The organism is Psychrobacter sp. P11F6 (genome assembly GCF_001435295.1).
GTDB lineage: Bacteria > Pseudomonadota > Gammaproteobacteria > Pseudomonadales > Moraxellaceae > Psychrobacter.
Map to the genome: position 1 here is coordinate 2,031,552 of NZ_CM003594.1, position 24,306 is coordinate 2,055,857.

At 43.9% G+C, this 24,306-nt stretch carries 15 protein-coding genes; 6 read left to right on the forward strand and 9 right to left on the reverse strand.

Going from position 1 to position 24,306, the window contains the following annotated elements:
- Positions 1 to 413 precede the first annotated feature (413 nt).
- The 8 genes from AK822_RS08355 to AK822_RS08390 all read right to left on the reverse strand — a co-directional run bounded on the left by AK822_RS08355 (position 414) and on the right by AK822_RS08390 (position 10,155).
- Positions 414 to 2,096: an NAD-dependent malic enzyme gene (locus AK822_RS08355; protein WP_060491285.1), complete on the reverse strand. Its 1,683-nt coding sequence runs from the start codon at positions 2,094 to 2,096 to the stop codon at positions 414 to 416.
- A 360-nt stretch (positions 2,097 to 2,456) separates the two neighbouring features.
- Positions 2,457 to 3,164: an ABC transporter ATP-binding protein gene (locus AK822_RS08360; RefSeq protein ID WP_060492236.1), complete on the reverse strand. Its 708-nt coding sequence runs from the start codon at positions 3,162 to 3,164 to the stop codon at positions 2,457 to 2,459.
- Between the two features lie 88 nt (positions 3,165 to 3,252).
- Positions 3,253 to 4,536, reverse strand: coding sequence for an ABC transporter permease (locus AK822_RS08365; RefSeq protein WP_228138991.1), 1,284 nt, complete (start codon positions 4,534 to 4,536; stop codon positions 3,253 to 3,255).
- Positions 4,533 to 5,774: an efflux RND transporter periplasmic adaptor subunit gene (locus tag AK822_RS08370; RefSeq protein WP_060491286.1), complete on the reverse strand. Its 1,242-nt coding sequence runs from the start codon at positions 5,772 to 5,774 to the stop codon at positions 4,533 to 4,535. The genes AK822_RS08365 and AK822_RS08370 overlap by 4 nt, the downstream gene beginning before the upstream one ends.
- Before the next feature lie 332 nt (positions 5,775 to 6,106).
- Positions 6,107 to 6,964 (reverse strand): ABC transporter ATP-binding protein, encoded by an 858-nt coding sequence (locus tag AK822_RS08375; protein ID WP_060491287.1) that lies wholly within the window; start codon positions 6,962 to 6,964, stop codon positions 6,107 to 6,109.
- Between the two features lie 15 nt (positions 6,965 to 6,979).
- Positions 6,980 to 7,966 (reverse strand): FecCD family ABC transporter permease, encoded by a 987-nt coding sequence (locus tag AK822_RS08380; protein WP_060491288.1) that lies wholly within the window; start codon positions 7,964 to 7,966, stop codon positions 6,980 to 6,982.
- 47 nt (positions 7,967 to 8,013) lie between these two features.
- Positions 8,014 to 8,871 (reverse strand): heme/hemin ABC transporter substrate-binding protein, encoded by an 858-nt coding sequence (locus tag AK822_RS08385; RefSeq protein ID WP_228138992.1) that lies wholly within the window; start codon positions 8,869 to 8,871, stop codon positions 8,014 to 8,016.
- A 150-nt stretch (positions 8,872 to 9,021) separates the two neighbouring features.
- Positions 9,022 to 10,155: a ChuX/HutX family heme-like substrate-binding protein gene (locus AK822_RS08390; RefSeq protein WP_060491289.1), complete on the reverse strand. Its 1,134-nt coding sequence runs from the start codon at positions 10,153 to 10,155 to the stop codon at positions 9,022 to 9,024.
- Between the two features lie 480 nt (positions 10,156 to 10,635).
- Here AK822_RS08390 and AK822_RS08395 point away from each other — a divergent pair, with 480 nt between their 5' ends.
- The 5 genes from AK822_RS08395 (at position 10,636) to AK822_RS08415 (ending at position 20,100) form a co-directional block, all read left to right on the forward strand.
- Entirely contained in the window at positions 10,636 to 12,816 is a 2,181-nt protein-coding gene (locus AK822_RS08395) for a TonB-dependent receptor plug domain-containing protein (RefSeq protein ID WP_060492239.1), read from the forward strand.
- Between the two features lie 102 nt (positions 12,817 to 12,918).
- Positions 12,919 to 14,184: an HmuY family protein gene (locus AK822_RS08400; protein ID WP_060491290.1), complete on the forward strand. Its 1,266-nt coding sequence runs from the start codon at positions 12,919 to 12,921 to the stop codon at positions 14,182 to 14,184.
- A gap of 349 nt (positions 14,185 to 14,533) precedes the next feature.
- Positions 14,534 to 15,661 (forward strand): siderophore-interacting protein, encoded by a 1,128-nt coding sequence (locus AK822_RS08405; RefSeq protein ID WP_060491291.1) that lies wholly within the window; start codon positions 14,534 to 14,536, stop codon positions 15,659 to 15,661.
- A 325-nt stretch (positions 15,662 to 15,986) separates the two neighbouring features.
- Entirely contained in the window at positions 15,987 to 18,275 is a 2,289-nt protein-coding gene (locus AK822_RS08410) for a TonB-dependent receptor (protein WP_087945607.1), read from the forward strand.
- Between the two features lie 112 nt (positions 18,276 to 18,387).
- Positions 18,388 to 20,100 carry a multidrug ABC transporter permease/ATP-binding protein gene (locus AK822_RS08415; RefSeq protein ID WP_060491292.1) on the forward strand — a complete coding sequence of 571 codons (1,713 nt, stop codon included), beginning with the start codon at positions 18,388 to 18,390 and terminating at the stop codon, positions 20,098 to 20,100.
- Between the two features lie 120 nt (positions 20,101 to 20,220).
- Here the strand turns inward: AK822_RS08415 and AK822_RS08420 are convergent, their stop codons facing one another.
- Positions 20,221 to 21,714 (reverse strand): PepSY-associated TM helix domain-containing protein, encoded by a 1,494-nt coding sequence (locus AK822_RS08420; protein WP_060491293.1) that lies wholly within the window; start codon positions 21,712 to 21,714, stop codon positions 20,221 to 20,223.
- Between the two features lie 344 nt (positions 21,715 to 22,058).
- On the opposite strand from AK822_RS08420, the gene AK822_RS08425 reads away from it, so the two are divergent.
- On the forward strand, positions 22,059 to 24,296 hold the full coding sequence (locus AK822_RS08425; RefSeq protein ID WP_060491294.1) for a TonB-dependent siderophore receptor: 2,238 nt from the start codon (positions 22,059 to 22,061) through the stop codon (positions 24,294 to 24,296).
- The last annotated feature ends 10 nt before the right edge of the window (positions 24,297 to 24,306 follow it).

Here is a 24,306-nt window from a genome sequence, read left to right on the forward strand (position 1 = left end):
TAAGTAACAATATTTTTTACAGATTATTGATTTATAAATCTGGTTATTCCATTAGGTGATTACTCAAGTATATTGTTGGTATATTTGTTGGTATAAGGAATTTATTTTCACATAATAACTTTTTATATCAATTACTTAAAAATAAAGTATGGTTGATACTGGGGGCCACCAAATTCAAACCCTTACAGGCATTTGCTTGTAAGGGTTTTTTGTTGTCTAGAATTTAATAAAAAACAATCATTGAGCTGTGCTGAAAAACCGGTAAAAGTAAACTTGCTAAACTAATAGATTGCATAGCAGTAAAAAAGGTTGCCAACACTATATGTAATATAGCGTTAGCAACCTTTTTTCATTTAATATTTTACTTAGATAATGTGCCTAATATTAGAATTTGTTATATCTAATTTCTAACATTAGAAAGAAGTACGGCGATAATTACGATATTCAGGCAACCAAAAATTCGCTTTTAATCGACGTTGTAAATTCTCCGCTGTGATAGGTAGTGCGAGCTTATCTTGAGCCGCTTGCAATGCCACTGCATACGCTATTTTTTCACTGATCTCTCTGATAACTTTAATCGGCGGTAGTATGGCACCAGGTGCTTTTTCGTATTCCATTGATATATCTGCAAGGGCTTGGCTTGCCGCCATGAGCATATTATCGCTGATACCCGTCGCCCGTGCTGCTAAAACACCCAGACCAATACCGGGGAAAATATAGCTGTTATTACACTGAGAAACCTCGAAAGACTGACCTTCAAAAGTGGTATGAGGGAAAGGGCTACCTGTTGCAACAATTGCCTTACCCTTGCTCCAATTAGTCACTTCTTGCGGTGTTGCTTCCACACGAGACGTGGGGTTTGAAAGTGGTAATACAATAGGATGCTCAGTATTAACACACAAGGATTCGATCACCTCTTGGGTGAACAGACCTTTTTGCCCACTGACACCAAACAATACAGTTATTTTTGCTTGTTTAACCACTTGCGCTAAACCGAGCTTTTTACTTTTATCCCAGCTTTCAATAGCAGATTCTTTTTGTACTAACGGTTCTTGGAATTTTTGTAGCTCCGTCATGTTATCAGTAAGCAGGCCATAGCGGTCAACCATAAATACTTGGCTGCGAGCCTGCGACTCCGTTAACCCTTCACGCTGCATTTGGCGAATAATATGCTCAGCAATACCGCAACCAGCAGACCCTGCGCCTAAAAATGCTATTTTTTGTTGGCTAAGCTTCTGACCTTTATTCAAGCACGCTGCAATCAAGGTACCGACTGAAACCGCAGCAGTACCCTGAATGTCATCATTGAAGCAGCATAATTGGTCACGATATTTATTCAATAATGGTGTCGCATTCTCTTGGGCAAAATCTTCAAATTGTAATAATGCCTCTGGCCAACGACGTTTAACGGCTTGAATAAACAAGTCGACAAACTCATTATACTCATCACCAGAAATGCGTGGGTTTCTCCAGCCCATGTACATAGGATCGTCAAGTAGCTGTTGATTATTGGTACCAACATCCAACAAAATTGGTAAGCAATAAGCAGGGCTAATACCACCACAAGCGGTATACAAAGCCAATTTACCAATGGGAATTCCCATACCACCAATACCTTGATCCCCTAGACCTAATATACGTTCGCCGTCAGTGACAACGATTACCTTCACGTTTTGCTTGGTGGCATTTTGCAGCATGTCATCGATTTTATGGCGCTCAGGATATGAGATAAATAAACCACGTTTACGGCGATAAATTTGCGAGAATTTTTCACATGCTTGACCAACCGTCGGGGTATAAATGAGCGGCATAACCTCTTCAATATGCTGCTCAATTAGATGGTGAAATAAGGTTTCATTGGTATCTTGTATGTTACGCAAGTAAATATGCTTATCCATATCATTAGTGAATGAGCGCAGTTGATGATAAGCGCGTAGTGATTGCTCTTCAATTGTCTCAATGTTATGAGGTAATAGCCCAGTTAAATTAAAGCTATCGCGCTCTTCTGATGAAAAAGCACTGCCTTTATTTAGTAAAGGAGTCTCTAAAAGAGCGGGCCCTGCAACGGGAATATATAAAGGACGCTTGTTTGACATAATGTAATCTTCTTATTAAAGGCATATGAGTGAAAGCCATACTGAGTGAAAGCTATGCTAGTGCTGCATTATACATAGCATCTACTGGTATTTAACAATAGATAACAAAATCATTTTGAATGAACATGACTCTAAAGGTGATGGCACGAATACATTGACCTAGAAATATAGATATATTTAGCTTTTACCTTAAGTTTTTATAAAAAAGGGTTTTTGATTATTGGGTGTTTTCTATGAGATTTCATACAATCGAAGCCGCTACCTTTATTGATGTCAGTATTGACGGCGGTATTTATAGAAATCTTTGTTAAGCAGATAAGTAATCCGCCAATATGACTTTTATTATCACTACGATATTTTTCAATTATTCAACGTATCACTATCAATACGACCATCAACCAAATTAATCGTTCGATCACAAGATGCTGACAAGCGTGGATCATGGGTGACCAGCAATACCGCGCAATCACGTTCCTGATTGACTTTGCGGAACAACTCAAACACTTCTCTAGCCGTCACGGTATCCAGATTACCTGTAGGTTCATCAGCCAATAGCAATGCCGGTTCGGTTATCAAGGCGCGTGCAATGGCAACACGCTGTTGCTGACCACCTGATAGCTCGTTAGGTTTACTGTCAGCAAAGCGCTCTAACCCAACCGCTGCCAGTAGCTCGCGCGCTTTTTGGATAGCAAGCTTATTTGGACGACCCCTTGTCAATGTTAGCGGCATTAAGATATTGTCTAATGCACTAAACGCTTGAATCAGATGATGAAATTGAAAGACAAAGCCAATACTACTGCCACGCAAAGCGGTGCGACCAGCATCATTCATAGCGCTGGTTGCTTGACCCAATAGATATAGCTCACCGCTGGTTGGCTGATCTAGTAACCCTAGTACATTTAGCAAAGTGCTTTTACCTGAACCAGAAGGACCAATCAGGGCAGCAAAGTCGTTATTGCTGATGGTTAAGTCAATACCGTGCAGCACCTCAATCTCATTAGGTTGACCGATATTATAAGACTTTTTTAGTGCCTCTAAACGCAGAACTTCGTGAGATTGACTGGACATAGGAGTTGACGTCTTATTAAAAGGATTGGCAGAAACATTGTTAAATTCACTGTTAAATTCATTATTAAAAGTGTCGCTAGAATCATGATTAGACATAACGAATAGCCACCACTGGATCAAGTGCTGCTGCGCGCCGCGCTGGAATAGCAGCTGCTATCACACCAGTTAGCGTGGCTAACGACATAGTCACTAAGATCAGGTTTATCGATATGGGAATGGTAAATATGTCGGGCCCAAAAGTATTAAAAGACCAGACCAATACATAGCTGACACCACTACCGACAATAGAGCCTAACAAGCCAAATATAGCCCCTTGAATTAAGAATATTCGTAGGATTTGCTGACGAGTTGCACCCATGGCTCGTAAGATACCAATCTCGCGCGTACGCTGAACCACACTGACCGACAGCACACTGGCAATGCCAAAAGCTACTGAGATCGCCACAAAAACGACAATCATATTACTAGATAAACTTTGAGCCGTGAGACCACTCAGCAGTTGGGCGTTGGTTTCAATCCAGCTTTCTGCTTGCAATGAGGTCAAACGACCCACTTGTGCAGCGATTTCCTCCGCCTCAAAGATATCTTCAACCGTCAAATCAATGACTGTGATACCGCCCGGTAGGTTGAGTAATGACTGCGCTTGTTTTAGGTCTAGATACACGTAGCGCGCATCAAGCTCTCGTACGCCGAGCTCGAATATACCAGCGATATTGACTACAGCGCTGTTGTTATTAATGTTGCTACCAAGGTTGTTACTCAAATTATTACTGGGACTACTATCGCCATCGTCTTGACCAGTATCTAAGCGCAGTTTACTACCGACCTCTACACCCAAATCTTTAGCCAGCTCGCTACCAATCAATACATTATCTGCGCCCACTCGCAGCTCACCACTGATTAAGTATTCATTAAGTGGGATTATATTCTGATAACGCACCAAGTCAGTACCTACTAGTATTACCGACTCTAATGCCTCACCACGCCGGACAAACCCAGGCCCAGACACGTTTGGCGATACGGCAGTTAATAAGGGCAGTTGATCTAGCGTGTCAGTGATTTGCTGCCAATTATTAATAGAACGTAGCCGCTGTGGACGCTTGTCTTCTTGTATCAGTTGCAGCGTATCATCAGCAGATGGCGCTATTAGGTTGACTTCGTCTGGCGCTACTAAGCGAATATGTGCCTGACTGCCGAGGGTACTGTCAATAAGGTTGGTCTGTAATCCTTGGATGAGTGCGGTGATAAATATAATAACGGCAACACCTATCGCCACTCCAAGAGTAATCATCAACGACTGTATGCGTCCCTCGCGCAAAAAACTGATGGCAATGTTGGCATCAATCCATAGTCTACCGAAAAAAGCCGTCAATTGACTGTCTCCGCTGCTTGGCTCTTATCACTTATAGTCTTCATCTTGTCAGCATCAGGAGCGGCAAAAGGTGCTGCTTGAAGCGCGGTTCTCACTCTTTTTCCATCAGCCAGTGAGACTGTCGCATCACCCAATATCTCATCGCCTGCGCTCAGTCCTAAGAGCACCTCTGATGCTGATAGCCCGCGTAACCCTAATTTCACTACTCGACGTTGTATTTTACCATCACGCAATAATAATACTTCGGCGCTGTCTTCTTTAACATTGGCTAGTGCATCATTAGGAATGACTAAGGCTTTTGCGCGTTGATCCGTTTCGATATTCACTGATACCGTCATGTCTTGACGCAAAAAATCAGGTACAGGATCGACGGACAATCTCACCTCTACCGTACCGCGTTGCGGATCTATACTTGGTGCAATGAAACTAATACGTACGGGAAACGGTTTATCCGGATAGGCATCGGCAATAGCAACAGCTGGTTGCTGCAAAGCCAACCGAGATAAATTACGTTCATCAAGCGGTACTCTTATTTCAGTCTTACCATCGAGGGCAATAGTAAACAAGCTCTGACCTGGTTGCACCAAATCACCTACTTCTACATTTCGGGTCAGAATAGTGCCTGATACTTTGCTACGTACTTGCGCTTTATTGAGCTGAGCCTGCAATGCTGCGATACGAGCACGTAATAAATCTTCTTCAACACCACCAGAGGAGAGTGCATTCGCTCTCAGGCGTGCATTTTCAAGATTATTGCGTGCTTGGGCTTGGGATTGAATCGCTTGCTCCATTTCCTCATCAGAGATGGCTGAGATAGCAGCCAATTCGCGCCTACGCTCGACATTACGGTCAGCTTGCGCCAACGCTACTTTGGCATTGGTCAAATCCACCACTGCTTGTGGACGAGTGCTACTAATCAATTCCGCCAACTCGGCTTCTGCTTGCCGCACTTGGGCTGCAACGTCATCGGAGCTTAGTACCAACAATAAATCTCCTGCAGCGACTTGTTCGCCTTCTGCTACCCGTCGCTCTAATATAACACCTGATATCTCGCTACCAATGTCAGTATTCGATACGGCAACTATCCGTCCAGTCGCTACGACCGTCTGCACCAAAGGCATCGAAGATATTCTATAGCTTGGTAATAGTGGTCCTTGCCACCAGCGAAAGGCAAAAAAGCCCGCAACAATGATGAGCAGTAGTGCGCTAACAATCAGTTTATAAGGAATAGCGCGCAATGAGTTTCTCCCGTTCAGAACAAATATCTAGTGGTTTACAGTTTCTACTAAATCCGATCGTTATGCGAGTTTACTGCAACATTTTTTAGGTTTAAAATTATTTATTAACTGAAAATCATCCTGTTAGTATGGTTATATTTTGCATGGTTATATTAAGAGTATTTGATTCACTACAATAGTTAAGATGTAAAAAACCCCTTCATACTATTATTTATATAGCATGAAAGGGTTTTTACTGCCGAATAAATCAGTGCGATATATACAGATTAAAAAGCCAAGTTGATCATCAAATACCTATCGTAAAGTCAAAATAATAGCTCAAGTGCTCAGAATCATACAAACACCAAGCCATCTTCAGTTTGATGCACCTTAATGTCGACATCATAAACATCGCTTAGTTGCGAGCGTGTCATCACTTCACTAGGCGTTCCTTGTGCAACCATTTGTCCACCGTTTAATAGCACCACTTCATCAGTATAGCGATGCGCATGGGTCAAATCATGCAACACAACCAAGATACTTTTGTGTTGCTGTCGCACCAAATTATGCAAATAATGAAGTAAAAAACGCTGATGGCGAATATCAAGATGATTGGTCGGCTCATCAAACATCATGATTTTAGTGTCTTGCATTAGCGCCCTTACGATAGCCAAGCGCTGCTTTTCACCGCCTGATAAGGTTTGCACGCGGGCACTGACCAAACTTGATAACTCAAAATCTTGTAGTAAACGTTGCGCGCGCTCAACATGATGGCTATTTGGGCGCTGATACCATGCAAGATTTGGCGAGACTCCTAACAGCGCATAATCCAATACCGTTAACGGCAGCTCAAAACGCTCATGTTGTCCAACCCAAGCGATATGACCATCATTCATGACCTCGTTGATCGGCTGACCGTAAATCGTAATGTGACCATCCGTTTTAAGCGCGGTTCCTGTGTGTTGACCTAAAACCGTATGCAACAACGTACTTTTACCCGCGCCATTTGGTCCGATAAAGGCGACCAGCTTTTGGCTTGGCACGGTTAGTTTGTCTATCTTTAACAATGTTTTATGACCATGCGAGATATGAATATCTTGCATCGACAACAGCTCGCCTGCATCACTACTCTTGATATCACTACTATTTATACGACTGTCTCGACTCGCTGGTGATGTCTTTGATATAGCCGTAAAAAATGAATGAAACATAAATACTCTCTCCAATTAGCGGCGGCTACTACGCACAAACAGCCAAATAAAGAATGGACCGCCAAGCAACGCTAAAACGATGCCAACGGGCACATCCACTGGATAAGCAACATGCCGCGCCGCGCCATCAATGACGAGTAATAATATCGCCCCAAGCCAGCCAGACCAAATCATGAGACGCATACGTCCGCCACCAAACAGAATAGCTAATAGGTTTGGTACCATCATGCCAATAAAACCAATGACGCCTGCTAAAGACACCGCTGCCCCTGTTAATAATGCCGAGGCAATCACGACCAAACAACGAACCACACCCACTTTGATACCCAAAGATTTAGCAGCGGCTTCACCAAGCATCAGTCCATCCAACTGACGACCTAATGGCAATAAAATTGCTAACCCCAATAACATAGAGACAATCGAATAACGCAGCGGTACAAAGCCCGCTTCCGCCATACTGCCTGACAGCCAATTGGTCGCGGAACGCAGCACCATGTCATCAGACATGAATAAAATTAGGCTGACCACCGCCGCACAAAAAGCACTGATGACAAATCCCAATATCAGCAAGCCCATCTGCCCACCACCCAAAAACCGATGACAAGCGAGAATAAACAAGCACACCAATACACTTCCAGTAAACGCCGCAAGCGGTATCCCAATGCCGCCAAACCCCAATGCCAGAACCAAAACAACACCAAGCGCTGCGCCACCTGATGTACCGATTAAGCTAGGGTCCGCTAAAGGATTTTCAAATAAAGCCTGTAATGCTGCACCACTAACTGACAACGCCATACCAACCAGTAATGCCGTCACCACACGCGGATAACGCAGCTGCCAAATAGTATCGTCAAGATGGCTAGGGCTTGACCATTCGCCAAAGCCAATACCAAGCGCCAACCAAATTAGTAGCACAGATATGACAGCGGCAGTAATATAGTAGATGCTAGGTTTATGTTTTCCAATTTGTGTAGAGATAGAAGCAGAAATCGTATTTGCCATGTGAGATGTCATTTTGTTGAATATGAGATAAAGGATTTTTGCTTAGGCTATTTTGCTACAGTGTTCAGCTTTTTTAAGACGTCAGGCGAATGCAAGCCATAACGCAGAAAGTCATCGGCTGGCCAAAAGTGTACGCCGCCCTTCTTGCCTGCGGCACTTGCTGCAATCTCTGGACGTTTGCTAAATTTACTGACCCCGCCGACCACTGCCTGATTATGATCAGCAATAATGATCACATCGGGCTTGGCTGCCAGCCAGCCTTCACGTGACATGGGTTTTAACCCAGATACATTGGCAGCATTTATCCCACCCGCACGGCGAATCAACTCATCCCCTACCGTACCCTTACCTGCAACAATACGACCATCGTAACTTAATAAATAACGCTTACCCGTCTTTGCCATTGGACTCATCCCTGTATTCCAACGCTTCGCAAGCTGCGACCCTTCAGCTTTTTTATCAACATAACTGCCGATAGATTTAATACTGTTGGCAAAGGTGCTTACCTCTTCTTTAGGCGCGACATTGACGGCTTTAACTTTTAAGCCGTTTAAGCGCTGATAAATGCTCACTGGCTGTACCATATAACTGCCGAGCACTAAATCAGGCTTGACCGCCAACACAGACTCGGCGGTGATATTACGGTGCATACCCACGGCTGGCACGCTCTTTAACGCTGGATTATGATTGGTCGCATCTTTACCAACCAACTTATTGGTCGCTCCTAGTGCCACCACGACGTCTGCAACATCGGGGCTCATCGCGACAATACGATCATAAGCTTGGGCAGAAAGTGAGGGCGCGGCAAATGCGCCAATAATAGCCGCAGTACTGATAGCACGACTCATCAATTTTTTATTTATCACTGCGTGAGTGATTACTGTTTTTGATAATGCAGAAGACATAAGCATTCCTAATTTGCTAACGTAAAAAATGACACTATTAACAGAACCATTAACGTGTATTAAGCATCCCAAATAACTCACACAACAGCTATGACTTATCCGTTATGTGAGTGTCAATATCGCAAAATTTGCTGATTTTTTATGACGGGTTTACACGCTCTCTTCTTCAGGCATTGCAACTGCTGCTAAGGCTTCTGCATATGGATGCGCTTCGATGACCGTCGAGACAATTTGCTGCCAGGCTTCAAGCTCAGGCGTGCCTTCAATTCGCTGACCAAACACGCTAAAGATACTGACGCCGTGATCATCAAAACCTTCGATACAAGTCACGATGCCGTCTTTGGTTGGGCGCTTGACACTCCACAGTTGCGCCAATGCTTTGTCTTTTAAATGCAGCGTAAAGTCATTATGGTCTTTATCTAAAATATTGAACCAATCGCCCATGCGCTTGAGCGTCTGCACGGTGCCAGTCTGAATCTGCACCAGACCGCTATTACCGACAAAAATCATAATCGGACATTTCGCATCACGCGCTTGCTCAAATACCGCTTCGACCGCGCTAATATCAAGCTGCTGCGTCATCTGCTCTGGTGCTTGATAGTAGCTACTAGCACGATCGATATCGAGATTTTTTAATAATGAGTGGAATTGATGCACGTCTGTCATTGCTTGCCAGCCTTGCTGTAACTGCGTACGCTCCTCTTCACTTAATGCCTTGTAACGCCAGTCATTTAGCGGCTCTTGTGCCTCTAACGTCAGCGTCTCATTATTCACCGTTTGCTGCTGCTCCTGAATCATCGCTTGCCAGCGCGCAATAGTCTCAGCGCTTAACTCTCGTAGATAGACTTTATCAATCGCACCGCCTTGCGCGTTATAGAATTGAATACTATAAGAGGGTTTATCGGCGCGGCTGGTATCCGTTACCGCCAGCATATGCTGCCATTGCCACATGAAGAATCGCAAATCTAGACCACCCACATTGAGTGCCAATCCCATCTTTTCACCAAGCTTAAGATTATGATATGGCGCGGTTTTTTCATGCACGGCTAGCTCGTTTCTGACGATGCTTTCCATGTCACCAAAGTTCTCAAATTGCTTTAATACAGTTTTGCACTGATCACCAATATACTGGCTATAAGGCGAGGCTAACATCAGTTCAAACTCGCTGATACCTAATGCAGCCGCGCCTTCTGTGGGAAATAGCATCGGCGTTTTTGCTTTTAATGCTTGGTACTGTTGCCACAGCTCAGTATTTTTTTTGGTTAACGATAACGGTTGACTCATGATGGTCTCCATAAAATAAATAGCAGTAAAAAAGCCAATGATCTTGGCTATGTAGTATTGAGATATGAACATCTTCAGAAAATAGCAGCGACGATGCCTATGATTAATATTTGATAAAAATAATGCCTGCTGTACTACAGTGCCCGCAATGATGCAGCAAGGGTATATTTATCAAGCAGGCTGTTAGCAATTATCGCTTCTATTTCATCATTTATAATTTTATCTCTAGGCTTCAGACGAAATCATTATGGCAACATTTTTTCACTTTGTAAATAATAATAATTATCATTTACATCTTGATAATTATTATCGTTTGAAATACTATGTCTGGGCTTTGTTACTTAATCTAGTGAATCAAGTAACCAAACCTTTAATAATTAATACTATGAAACGGTCGCTTTAGATCGCTCTTTTTGTAGCAAAAGGTCTTTAAGCAGCGCGACTTTCTTACTTTCTCTTTTTACGATGGCTGTTTTACTTATGTCAATTTTAGCGTTTGATTTATCGTTGACTCATACGGGACTAGACACCCATCCCTCACTGCTGCGTCGTAGCCCATTAGCCATAAGTGTGGCATTAGCATTGTTTGCATTCACGTCAGTTTTAGCCCAAGCAGCGCCTATTTTCGCAGAGACGAATGGTGATATGACCGACGATGCAGCCATGCCGAGCACACGTTTAGACCCTATCGTGGTAACGGCGACTCGCTCTGAGCGCGCTTTAAGTGATTCGCCAGTTGCCCTGCAAGTACTTAGCCGCCAGCAGCTCGATGACAACCATGCTCATACTTTAAAAGAAGCGCTGGCCTTGTTGCCCAATGTCTACTTACGTGAAGTCCACGGCAAGACAGGTTACGAAGTCAGCATGCAAGGCTTCACGGGTGATCAAGTATTGGTGTTGATTGATGGTTTACCGATCACAGCCAGCACTGGCTCGACAGTAAACTTGAATCAGTATATGAATATGGATATCGAACAGATAGAGGTGGTGCAAGGAGCGGCATCAGCGCAGTTTGGTAGCGCAGCGATGGGCGGCGTCATTAATATCATCACCAAACCCATTGGCGCGGCAACAGGACATATCACCACCGAGATTGCCAGCAATGGGCAGCAAAATCCATCTGGTAAAACGCTAGATGCCAATAAGCGCTATGTAGAAGCCAGCGTGGAAGGGGCATTGGATAAAAACCAGCGCTTTCACGCGCGTCTATCAGGCTCGTATCTGGACAATGATGGCTTAAGCTTAGACCATGAAGCATGGCCCAGATTAAAAGATGCCAGCGAGCAATCACAAGTCAGTGCCCGCCTCAGCTACCGCCCTGACGGTAACGACACATCAGGTAATAACAATGACCGCAACGATAGCCGACTGGTCAAAAATTCTCAATATTGGCTAGAAGCCAGCCACTATAAAGAAGACGATATTAGTCGCTTTAATTACTATGTCGCGCCGCGCTATTTGGCACAGCAAAGAGATGAACACATCACCAAGCAGCGCTTTAGTATCGGGGCACGCGCTGATATCGCGCCGCATGTCGATGATCGCAGCAGGACTTATCGATTGTCCGCACAAGCGCTGCATGAGGAATATCAAAGCGAATCCAATACTAAAACGCAGCAAGCCATCACTAGTGCCCGTGATACAGAGATTAGTATGACGTTGGCACAAGCCCAGATCGATCTACCTGAGCTATTGCTATCCGATAATCACCTTCATCTTATCCAAGTCGGCGGTCAGGTTCAGCAAGACAAGTTAAGCCAAACGAAAAACCAAGTCAGCGAGCTCATCAGCGATGACGTCAGCCGTGATGTCGGTGAGCTATATCTACAAGATGATTGGCTGATTGGCGATAACTGGGAAGTTTTGAGCGGTATTCGCTATCAAAACGATGAAGACTTTGGTGGTCATACAGCGCCAAAAGTATCACTCAAATACAACCATTTGGATGCCAGCAGTCGTGACCATGTCTTTCGTAGCAGTATTGGCGGTGGTTATCGCGTGCCCAACCTGAAAGAACGCTACTACGTCTTTGACCATAGCAATTTGGGTTATAAAGTCATGGGAAATCCTGACTTGCAGCCTGAAACCTCAACCAGTTACCAGATCGGCTATCAAGGTCAGCTGAGCGACACCGTGAATTTGACGGTCAATGGTTTTTATAACGAGATAGATGATCTGATTCAGACCGATGAAGACAATGCAAGCTTTGAGGGAAATATCGCCATTTATAAATATATGAACGTCGATAGTGCCAAAACCTATGGCGGCGATATTGGCCTTGACTGGCAAGTGGACGAGCGCGCCAAACTGCAAGCCAGCTATGCTTATTTAAAAACGCATAACAATGTGACAGATACCGAGCTGACCTATAAGCCCAATCACAAAGCGATGCTGGCACTAGATTATCAGCTTAATGACAAATTACAGCTGATCCCGCGCCTCAATTATGAATCCAAACAGCTGATTAGTACCAGCGAGCAAGCGTATTCACCGTCTTGGTGGACGCTCGATAGCAAGCTCAATTATGACGCAACTGCAAACTTGAGCTTGTATGCAGCGATTAATAATATCTTTGATGTGCAGCGTGATGTCACCGATACCAGTGACTATCGTCCCATTGATAATCGCGAGTGGTTACTTGGCGCCAGCTACCATTGGTAAGTCTTTGATTCACAATTATTCTAAAGCAAGTGTATTTGTACCGCTATTTTTCCCCTTATTTTGTACCCTCTATCTGAAACCACAACCTTCAAGGAAGCTGATATGACCCCCATTTTCCCAGCAGTTCACACCAAGCCTACCAAATTGGCATTACTGTTTAGTGGCAGTATTTTAGCACTCAGCATGACCGGCTGCGGTGGCGGCGGTGATGGCACCAGTAGTGGCAGTAACGGTAATGGCGGCACTACCCCGCCTGTGAGCAGTGCCAGCTTTAGCGAAACGGCCACTTGGCAAGTCACCAATCTAGCGCCTAATACTGCGACTTGTTATGACTTTGATGCCAAAGCTGAAAGCTCGTGTGCTGAGGATAAGTGGGATATCAAGTTTGATAACCAAGCGCGTTCGGTCAAGCTTTGGTCAAATAGCGGTGATTCTGGCGCAGGTAAAGGCGGCGTTTTTGGTTTAATCGATTGGTCAGATTTGAGCCGTTATAGCAATGCAACTCAAGATCCTGATACCAGTCGTGATATTACCATGCACTACAATGAAGACCGTAGTGGTGGTATTTTTGATGCACAGCCTTGGTTTGAATACAATTTAAAAGACAACCATCAGCTCTACCCGAACAATCGTGTCTACCTTGTCACCACAGATAATAGCAGCGCCATGACAGACAGCAGCGTCCAGCAGCCTATTTATGCCATGCAGGTTACCAACTACTATAATAATGCTGGAACCTCTGGCTACCCTACTCTGCGCTGGATTGATACGGCGCTACCGAACAAGGTACAAACGCAAACCATCGATGCCTCAAACAATGATAACTGGGTCTATTTTGATCTAACCACAGGACAAAGTAGCGCCGATAAAAACAGCTCTTGGCAGATTGGCTTTAAGCGTAATAGCGTCATTTTAAATGGTGGCGATTCTGCGATTGGCACTAATAAAGGCAAAGTTGGTGGCTTCTTATCAAAAACACCAATAGGGTATTATGACGATAAAGGTGAACCCATTGTCAGCAAGTTTATAACCGATGGTAGTGCGGCGACTTTAACCGACCTTACCAACACCGCTGTGTACGATAAACCGATGAGTGCCAGAAGCTGGGTCATTGATAGTAAAGGCTCGGATCTCAATCCTGCTTATACGGGTAATTTCCCGAACCTAGACTTTGGCTGGTATACCTACAATGGCATGACCCATCAACTAAATGCCAAAGCGGTTGACAGTGCTCAAGGTGCGCTCATTAGATCTGCTGAAGGCAATAGCTATGCCCGCGTGCGTTTGGATAAAATCAATTACCCTGATAACTCAGCGACGACTGCGACCTCATGGGAATTTAAAATAGACATTCAACCTGCTCCTTAACACTCTACTGTTCGACTTTAGCTCGCCCAACCTATTTTTGTAAGGTTTGATAGCTTACAAAAATAGGTTGGGCGATCACGTTTATACACGGTTTAAGAGTCACCACTGCCAAGCATTACAAGAAAGCTATTAGTCATTCGATAACACCAGTCCTTTTATGATTGTAAATAAATTAACCTATGGTATATTATCGTAATAAAAATCTAGATGACATTAATAATCATTAACATTTGCATGTTTTATGCTTATTAACTATTATATTTCCATCTTGCCCTTAATCAGCAGCCAATCATTTATTAATAAAAATTTTGCTGAATAATTATTTGAATTTTGGCTTGGACGACATTTTATGGCTCAACCACTTACTCAGTACGATTTCGATAAAACACCGCTCGACATGGCTGACAAAGCCCAGTTTATGAGTCATGTCAATGAAGAGCATCAAGATGAACTCGCGATGTTTATCAATGCCTTTACTAACACGGCAGTGAGTGAGCACGAGATCGCCTCGATAGCAGAGCTGTATACTGATGGGATATTAATGGATGTCACAACCGCCCATCATGACAACGATACCTTGACAAACAGCAGCAAGCTCAGCCGTCAATATTTTATCGATTTTATAGTTCCTATTAGTGACTCTATGACGCTACAGGAGCAATATATAACGCTATTGCAAACCTCTGCCAATAAGCTTGGCAAGCGCACGATCAAGCTTCAAGAACAGCGTTTTACGGTCATTAATGGCTATTATGCCAGCCCCAATATGTATCGACTGCTAGTAACCGCACCCGATAGTACGCCACTCTCTCATCCGGGCTACGCGTATTTGTTTGAGCTAGATGCGGACGGTCTATCTGCTACAAAACATCAGCCCAAAGATAGCGACAAACCTTTGCAGCGCTACTATACCTTGCGAAAAGCATGGCGAGATTCGAGCAGCTCGTCTGTCCAAGCGTGGATAGACGTTTATACTCATGGCGACACGGCAGGAGGCAATTGGGCACGCGCACTTAACTGTGGCAGTCAAATCAAAACGGTACGTGAATATCCAGAGAAAATAGAACATCTCAGCACTGGTCAGTGCTTACTCATCTGTGATGAAACCTCTTTGCCTACGGTGGCCAATCTATTGGAAAACTGGCAGAATCCTTTGCCGCCTCTTGTCATTGCCATCACTAATGATCCAGACGATATCCGTTATTTACATACGCTAACACTCAGTAATCAACTGCGCCACGATGCGCATTTTTTGCAAGATAATGTGTGCCATCTGGTTAATACTCCAACAACTGATATTACTGAGCAAATAATGGCATTATTAAATACACAATTTGCGCGACTGCCTGTCAATATTGACAAAGTATGGGGCGCGCTGGAAGCAGCAGATATCAAATCATTGCGAAAGCAACTAAAGGCAACCCTTGGGTTATCACGTCAGGATATGGTCATTAAAGTCTACTGGCGTGCGCAATAATCATTATGTTTTTTATAAGTGGAATATCTCTATAAACAGCAAGCATTTAATAAGTAGCAAAAATTTAGTCATAAACAGAAAGCATTTAGCCACTTACTAACCACTTGTGCTGACTGCTAAATTGAGCTAATAACAATCGTTGCTGCTGGTGTAGCGCGACTAATCAACATAGTGTAATTAATCAACTTTAGACGACTTACTACTTTGCCTAACAAAAACGTACACTTAACACGATAAAAATATATTGAGATTTAATCCAGTAATATATTGTAATGAAAATGATTATCATTATAATAAGCATTTAATCTATGTGCTGGAAATATTCATGCAACTGTCTCGCTTATACTCTGCTTTATTTCGCCCTACTCTATTGAATATGTCTCGCCATCCCTTGTCATTAAAATCACTGTGCTCATCTTGTCTGTCCACATCGGTAATACTACTGGGTGCAAGCCAAGCCGCGTGGGCACAAACAGATTTAAATGCTGACGCTCAATCCGATACCCCAAGCGTGGTACTCGATGAGATTGTCGTGACCAGTAGTGCTGATGCATCAGCCGATGGGTTGCCAGATGCCTATGAAGGTGGTCAAGTAGCGACAGGAAGCCGTGTCGGAATCTTGGGCAATCAAGACATCATGGACACGCCGTTCTCCACTACCTCATATACCAATGAGTATATCGGCAATCAACAAGCCCAAAGTGTGGGCGACCTGCTCAAAAAAGACCCGACTGTTCGTGTCGCTAGAGGCTTTGGCAACTTTCAAGAAGCGTACTTTATACGCGGCTTTGTCACAACCTCTGATGACACCATGTATAACGGTCTATACGGCATATTACCAAGGCAGTATATCGCAACGGAATTGTTCGAGCGTGTTGAGGTTCAGCGCGGGGCATCCGCCATGCTCAATGGCGCAGCACCCAGTGGTGGTAACGCCGGTGGTACGATTAACCTGCTACCCAAACGAGCTGGTAATGACCCGCTACGTAAGGTGACACTCGGTTATGGTCAGGGCAATCAAGGCAAAGTTGCCGTAGACGTCAGTGATCGCTTCGGCACGGAGGATGCGTTTGGCGTTCGCTTTAATGCCGCTTATCAAGATGGCGACAGCGCGATTGATGATGAATCTTCAACACTGGGTCTGGCAGCGTTAGGATTAGATTATAGAGGCGATCAGTATCGACTATCAGCTGATTTGGGCTGGCAAGACAACAAACTCAAAGAGACCCGTCCTAGTGTCACACTTGCTGGTGTTTCTAGAGTACCAAAAGCACCACACGGCTCAAAAAATTGGGCGCAGCCTTGGACGTATTCAGATGAAGAAGATGTCTTTGGTACCATTCGAGGAGAATATGATTTTACTGATAATATTACCGCTTATGGTGCTTACGGTGTGCGAAGTGGTGAGGAAGAAAACTCACTGGCCAATCTAACCGTCAACAATGTTGATGGTGCAGGTACGTTTTATCGCTTTGATAACTCTAGAAAAGATTTGGTACAAAGTGCCCAGCTCGGTCTGCGTGGTAAATGGCAAACAGGTGAAGTGGCTCATAATTGGGTACTAGCAGCGGATCTCTATGACCAAGAAGAAAAAGGGGCCTTCGCCTATGATTTTGGTAATCAACCCGTGACCAATTTGTACCATCCCACCGACTACGCTGAGGTCCCTTTTACAAGCACAGCAATCTTCGGTGGTAACTTAGACGATCCAAAACTAACCAACGAGAAGCAGTTCCAAAGCTTTGCGCTAGCCGATACCATATCACTGTTCGATGACAAACTAAAAACCACTTTAGGCGTGCGTCATCAGAATTTAAAAACCACCAGCTATGATCCTAACACTCAGGCTAAAACGGCTGATTACGATAAAAGCGAGTGGACACCAAGCGTTGGAATTGTCTATCAACCAAGCATGGACTGGTCTGTTTATGGTAACTATATCGAAAGCCTAGCGCCAGGCGCAAGGGCACCTCTGACTAATAATGGTGGTGCTGTCACCAATGGTGGTCAAAATTTAGACCCTTATGTGAGTGAGCAAACTGAGGTTGGCGTTAAGTATGACAATGGTTTGATTGGCAGTAGTTTGGCGATATTCCGCACTAATGAGCCACGTGCTTATATCAATGACGCCAACACCTTTGTGGCTGCAGGCGAAAACCGTCACCAAGGGGTGGAATTGACTGTATTTGGTAGCCCAAGCGAAAACATGCGCTTCAATGCTGGTGTTACTTACTTAAATGCTGAGCAAAAAGACACGGGCGATGTGACGTTCGACGGCAACCGAGTCATCGGACTGCCCACGCTACAAAGCAACGTCAACCTAGAATATGATATTGCGGCAGTTGAAGGAATGACGGTGACCGGTGATATCATTCACACAGGCGCACGTTATGCTGATGCTGCCAACAGCTTAAAAGTTGACGGTTATACCACGCTAGATCTAGGTGCTCGCTACAAAACCATGCTCGCTGGACAAGACGTGACGCTAAAAGGAGTAGTTACTAATATTACTGGTGAAGACTATTGGCAATCAGTGGGTGGTTATGCGGGTGCTGGGTATTTAAATGCCGGTGAGCCTACTGCCCTAAAAGTATCAGCGACTTTCGACTTTTAAGATATGCGGGTTAAACCACATTTATAAGACTTAGATAAAAGGGATTAGGCACAACCTACTCCCTTTTATGCCATCAAAAATACGCAAAAAACCATTCTATTATTGAGCCATTATGTCCTCTCACGCCACCGTTTCTTTATATCAGATGATTTGGGCACACTATCGCCTGCCCTTTCTTAAAGTTATTTTCCTTAATTTGGTGAATGCGGCGGTCAGTGTGGGCATCATTGCCTATATCAATCACACCTTTATCAGTCAGCCTGTTTTTAATACCTTATCGTGGGCAAGCTTGGGTCAATTTTCAGCTTTGGTGGTGCTGCTGTTAGTCACGACCTTCGTATCACAATATGCACTGACCCGTTTGGGGCATCAGTTCGTCTACGAGCTCAGAACCAAGCTGGTCAAACAAATCATCGATACCAAAGTTCCGCAAATAGACCATTTGGGTAGCGCACGGTTACTCGCCAGCTTATCCTCAGATATTCAATCGATTACCGTCGCCTTTGTGCGTATGCCAGAGCTGGTGCAAGGCATTATTTTATCGGTTGGTGTCGCCCTTTATTTAGGCTGGTTGTCGCTGCCATTATTATTGATTGTCATGTTTTGGATTGCGATGACGATTTGGATAAGTACCATTTTAGTGAAGCATGTCTATACTCATTTAAGAGAGCTCAGAGAGATCAATGATCTTTTATATGAGGACTATCAATCCATTATAGATGGTCGCAAAGAGCTGGCGCTTAATCAACACCGCGCTGAAAAACTCTATAAAAATGATTTCTTAAATCATGCCAAGTCTTATCAAAATCGAGTGGTTAAATCGGATACATATCATTTATCCGCCGTGAATTGGTCGAATATTATGATGTTCGCAGCCATTGGTGTGGTGTTTGCCGTGTCAAATTATCTTGCTATTCCAATGGGTATTGCCACCACTTTCTCTTTAACCATTCTATTCATGCAATCACCCATCCTCCATGCCGTCGGCGCGTACCCGACCTTACAAACGGCACAAGTGGCGCTGGATAAAATACAATCGTTAGAATTGGCGGAGTACCAATCAACCTTTATAACGGATATTGTGGTAAACAACTGGCAGTCCATATCATTCAATAATATTGGCTATCGCTATGCAAGTATTGATACCGATGCAAATGAGCTAGCGGTCAAAGAAAATGAGCATGCTAGCGATATCCTAAAATCGGTTAATCTGACTTTGAAACGTGGCGATGTGGTGTTTTTAATCGGGGCAAATGGTAGCGGCAAGTCTACGCTTGCCAAGATTATCACGGGCATTTTCACCCCTAGCATCGGTGCTGTAAAAATAGACAGCCAGCTCGTTGACTCAGAAAACAACGCCGATTACCGACAGCTTTTTTCTGCCATTTTTAGCGATCAGCATCTTTTTAAACAGCTGATTGGTAGAGAGGGACAGCAACCCGATGAAGCGCTCGTAAATACATGGCTACACAAGCTCAATTTGCAAGATAAAGTCAGCGTGACTGACAACCAATTATCGACCGACAAGCTATCACAAGGACAACGCAAGCGCTTGGCCATGCTCATTGCTGTGGCTGAACAAAAAGACATACTGCTACTCGATGAATGGGCGGCTGACCAAGATCCTGCCTTTCGCCGAGTGTTTTATCAAACACTGATACCTGAACTCAAAGCCTTGGGTAAAACGCTGTTTATCATCAGTCATGATGATGGTTACTTTGAACATGCAGATCGATTATTACTGATGAAAGAAGGCCGATTAATTGAGTTAAATGCTGAAGAGCGGCAACGTGCCAGTGCCGATGCCATTGCTATGTTGGCGTAAATACTGGCTTAATAAAAAGTTAATGGCGAACAATAAAAATCGGGGCATCTTTTATAAAGTTGCCCCGATTTTGTGTAAATAAGAATGACTTTTTGAATGGCTCTCTTATTTTATTTAATTTTAAAATAATAATTTCTGTAAAAATCCAACCCGTGAAATGACTAAGAAATCTAGTAATCCGATAGCGACAATCGCGATGATGGCGGTTGGGAATATGATTGCCACTGCTAACAAAGGAATGGCAAACGGCCACCATATAGAAAAACTGAGACCACGCGCTGGTGGATTCAGTCCAACCTTTTTACTGGCATGACGTGGACGGCGTTGCCACCACATGATGTAACCGCTCACACAAATAGCAATAACCGATAAGCAAAATAGGACATTGACCAATACGCTCCACCATCCAAGCGTCCCCATATGAATAGCAATGCCCGCCGCCATAAATTTACCAAAAGCATTATAATCATCAAAGCGGATATCTGCCAAAATATTGCCCGAATAACGATCGATATGTACCGTACGATCAGCCATTGGATTTTTCATATCATAGCTCATTGAGTCTTGGCTAATCGTCCAGACACCCGTACTACCCTGTGGCAGATTTAATTGGTAACGTCCGACAAAACCAATCTCACGAGCAAATCGATCTACGGTATCGATCATAATCGGTATATTGGACGCGATACCATCCTTGCCAGCGACCGTGCCAGATGCTGGCATTGGTGTCAATTCAAGCACCCAAGGCACATCTTTGGTACTACCCGTATTTAGTGCATCACCATGCGTGTCTGGTGTTGCTCCATGAACATGCGGCATGGCTTCAGCGTTATTCATATCCATACCAGCATGATGTTGACTGTGATCAATAGAAAGCGGCATTGGCGCAACGCCCCATTTGCCCGCAGGAAACTGACTCCATGCCTGTACCATACGCTCGCCCCAGATGCCTGCCCAAGCCATTCCTGAAATACAGAAAAACAGTAGCAACACAGATATCCAACTGCCCAATGTCGCATGAATGGTACGTATGAATGAGCGTTTTTTCTTATTATTTACAGCATCATTGGGTATAAGCATGGCTTTGAGTGATTTGCGTTTTTTCCACCACAAATACCAACCCGTTAGAATCATTAAGATGGTTAATGAAGCAGTGGTTTCTTGGATATAATCACCGACTTTGCCCAATAGTAAATCAGCATGAATATCATTAAAGGTATAGTACAGACCACTATTAGTCGGTGTGCTTTTAACGATATCAGCCGTATAAGGATTCACCGCCACCATATTCTCATGACTGGCTGACTTAACTTGAAACAAGGCAACAGTGTCCGTATCACGAGGCGCGATATATTTCACCAGCGTGCTGTTAGGTAAAGTGTTCAACGCGTTTTTAGCTTGCGTAGAAATAGGTGCCGTCATCGCCGACTCTGGGGTGGTAATGGTGAGGCGATCATCATCACGACCTGAGATGTTAGACATCAACAGCATGCCAAGTGCGCTGCAAGCTAGGATAATTAAGAAAGGTGCTATAAACATTCCCGCATAAAAATGCCAACGCCATACCGTAAAATAGCGTTGAGTATTGGTTGATTGACTTGTATGTCTGTTCATAAATATGACCTTTAACAATCTTTGGTTGCTCAGTGAACGACCTAAATCTATCAATAATAGTAATAAATTATGTCTATTTATTGATCTCAAATAGACGGTTGCATCATACGAGGAAACCGATTTAAACACCATCGTTTATAGCCAAAAATTATCGTCATATTAAGGCGTTTCTTCAATTTTCATGTTTGCATCATAGTCATCTTGATGGGCTAAAAATGGGGCTACTTCACTCGACATCTTACTAAGAACGCTTTGTTTGTAAATTTTTAATGATAATGATAATCATTAATGTTATTATTCCTTTTCTTTCGCTTTCGGCATTTGATAACTTACAAGGAAATATGATGCGTTTTATCTCAACGTCTACATCCATTCGTCAAAAACGTTTAACTCTCGCGGTGCAACTGGGATTGGCAATGGGTTTGAGCCATGCAGCTTATGCTGAGACAATGCCGAATAACATCGAAAATAGTGTTGAGAACGACGTCGATAATGATGTTGGTAATGATGTTGGTAATGATGTTAATAATAATGAGACCGTGACACCATCGACCACCTTGGATACCATTACTGTCTATGCCGACAACTACCGTAGTACGGGCACCAAAACAGCATTAGATCCTAATGATGCGCCCATGAGCTATACGAGAATCGATCAAGCGCTGTTACAAAAACGTCAAGCAGATAGTGTCAATGCAGCGTTACGTTATGAGCCAGGGGTGAGTACTGAGAGTCGCGGTACGGTGTCCATCTTTGATGAATACAATATTCGCGGTTTTAAAACTTACTCCAATTTTTACGATGGATTAAGACTGCCCTACGATGGGGCTTGGAATCTGATGCCGCAAGTCGATATCTACGCAACAGAAGCAGTCGAAATAGTCAAAGGACCAGCATCCTCACTCTATGGCTATGCATCTCCAGGTGGCATGGTCAATCAAGTCGCCAAAACCCCAAAAAGCACCCAAGCGTCTGAAGTGCAGCTGCGACTCGGCAATCAAAACCTAAAAGAAGTGGCGGTCGATACGACAGGACCTATCTCAGACACACTCAATTATCGACTGGTGGCGTTAAAACGACAAAAAGATGGGCAGATGCAAACCACAGAAGAAGAACGTACCCTGATCAATCCGTCGCTTGAATGGCAACCGACAAAAGATGTGTCTGTTCTTGCCAATCTGTTTTATCAAGATGATCCGGAAATGGTGCCTTCCACCCCACTGCCTGCCGTTGGCACTGTCTACCATGCCAGCTATGGCAAACTGGGCAGTGACGCCTATGCCGGCGATGAGTGGAATCACTTCAGCAAAGAAGTATTTATGCCAAGTGTTACCATAAACTGGGACATCAATGATAAGTTGACGTTCAAGCACATTCTGCGCTATACCGACGCCGACGCGCAGCAGCGTAATATGTACAACAGTGGGTTTGTAAGCGGTAGTGATAAGATACTAAATCGGGTGGCCTACACCACCGATGAGAGCATGAGCAACTGGACCACGGACAACCAGCTTGCTTATAAAATTAATACAGCTAATACCTCACACAATCTACTGTTCGGTGTTGAATATCAAGAGACAGACAGTACCGCCACTTATTATGATGCTGGCGCAGATGGCACGCCAAATCTTGACTTATCCAATCCAGATTTTTCGCAAATTAATGCCGATACGTTGCCTTTAGAGGCTTATCGTCAAGACGAAGACATCGAACAAAGCCAACTTGGGTTTTATGTACAAGATGAGATGAAATGGCAAGATTTGACAGTAGTAGCAGGCTTACGTCACGATAATTTTGATAGTATTACTGAGCAAACCGAAGCCACTAAAGGCGTCATTTATAATGAAAAAACAATTAACAACGATGCGTCAGAAACCAGTGGTCGTCTCGCAGCCATTTATGACTTTGATAATGGGCTATCTCCTTATGCAAGCTACTCGCAGTCGTTTCAGCCAGTGGTCGGTAGTAACTTTATTACCAATGCGCCATTTAAGCCAACGACTGCCGATCAGCTAGAGGCTGGTGTCAAATATCTCTCTGCCAATCGCGCCACACAAGGAACATTAGCAGTATTTGATATCACTCAAAAAAATGTCGTGGTGGTTGATGAAATCAATTATAGAAGTCAAACACAAACGGGTGAAATCACCTCTAAAGGCTTTGAAGTTTCGGGCAGCCACATGCTTAATGATTGGGTAGATATTGCCGCCAGTTACAGCTATACCGATGCTGAAATTACAGAAGATGAATTCAACCCTGATGTGGTTGGCAATACCCCTGCGCAAACGGCTAAGCACAAGGCAACATTGTGGACAGATTATTACGCTTCAGACAAGCTCAGTCTCAATGCTGGCGTACGCTATGAAGGCGGTATGCAACTTGACAAACAGAACTCAGACGAATTACCAAGCGTGACTTTGGTAGACATTGGCGGCAATTATCAAATCAATCCGATGCTCACTGTCGGCGCGAGTATCAACAATCTCTTTGATAAAACCTATGTCGGCGCTTGTTACGATATTAACAATTGCTGGATGGGACCTGAGCGCCAAATGTCCGTCAGCCTAAAAGCCAATTTTTAGACAATGTAGA

Coding starts and splice junctions, on each gene's coding strand:
- AK822_RS08355 (WP_060491285.1), bottom strand. CDS start 2,096: ATGTCAAACAAGCGTCCTTTATATATTCCCGTTGCAGGGCCCGCTCTT.
- AK822_RS08360 (WP_060492236.1), bottom strand. CDS start 3,164: ATGTCCAGTCAATCTCACGAAGTTCTGCGTTTAGAGGCACTAAAAAAG.
- AK822_RS08375 (WP_060491287.1), bottom strand. CDS start 6,964: ATGTTTCATTCATTTTTTACGGCTATATCAAAGACATCACCAGCGAGT.
- AK822_RS08380 (WP_060491288.1), bottom strand. CDS start 7,966: ATGGCAAATACGATTTCTGCTTCTATCTCTACACAAATTGGAAAACAT.
- AK822_RS08385 (WP_228138992.1), bottom strand. CDS start 8,871: ATGTCTTCTGCATTATCAAAAACAGTAATCACTCACGCAGTGATAAAT.
- AK822_RS08390 (WP_060491289.1), bottom strand. CDS start 10,155: ATGAGTCAACCGTTATCGTTAACCAAAAAAAATACTGAGCTGTGGCAA.
- AK822_RS08395 (WP_060492239.1), top strand. CDS start 10,636: ATGTCAATTTTAGCGTTTGATTTATCGTTGACTCATACGGGACTAGAC.
- AK822_RS08400 (WP_060491290.1), top strand. CDS start 12,919: ATGACCCCCATTTTCCCAGCAGTTCACACCAAGCCTACCAAATTGGCA.
- AK822_RS08405 (WP_060491291.1), top strand. CDS start 14,534: ATGGCTCAACCACTTACTCAGTACGATTTCGATAAAACACCGCTCGAC.
- AK822_RS08410 (WP_087945607.1), top strand. CDS start 15,987: ATGCAACTGTCTCGCTTATACTCTGCTTTATTTCGCCCTACTCTATTG.
- AK822_RS08415 (WP_060491292.1), top strand. CDS start 18,388: ATGTCCTCTCACGCCACCGTTTCTTTATATCAGATGATTTGGGCACAC.
- AK822_RS08420 (WP_060491293.1), bottom strand. CDS start 21,714: ATGAACAGACATACAAGTCAATCAACCAATACTCAACGCTATTTTACG.
- AK822_RS08425 (WP_060491294.1), top strand. CDS start 22,059: ATGCGTTTTATCTCAACGTCTACATCCATTCGTCAAAAACGTTTAACT.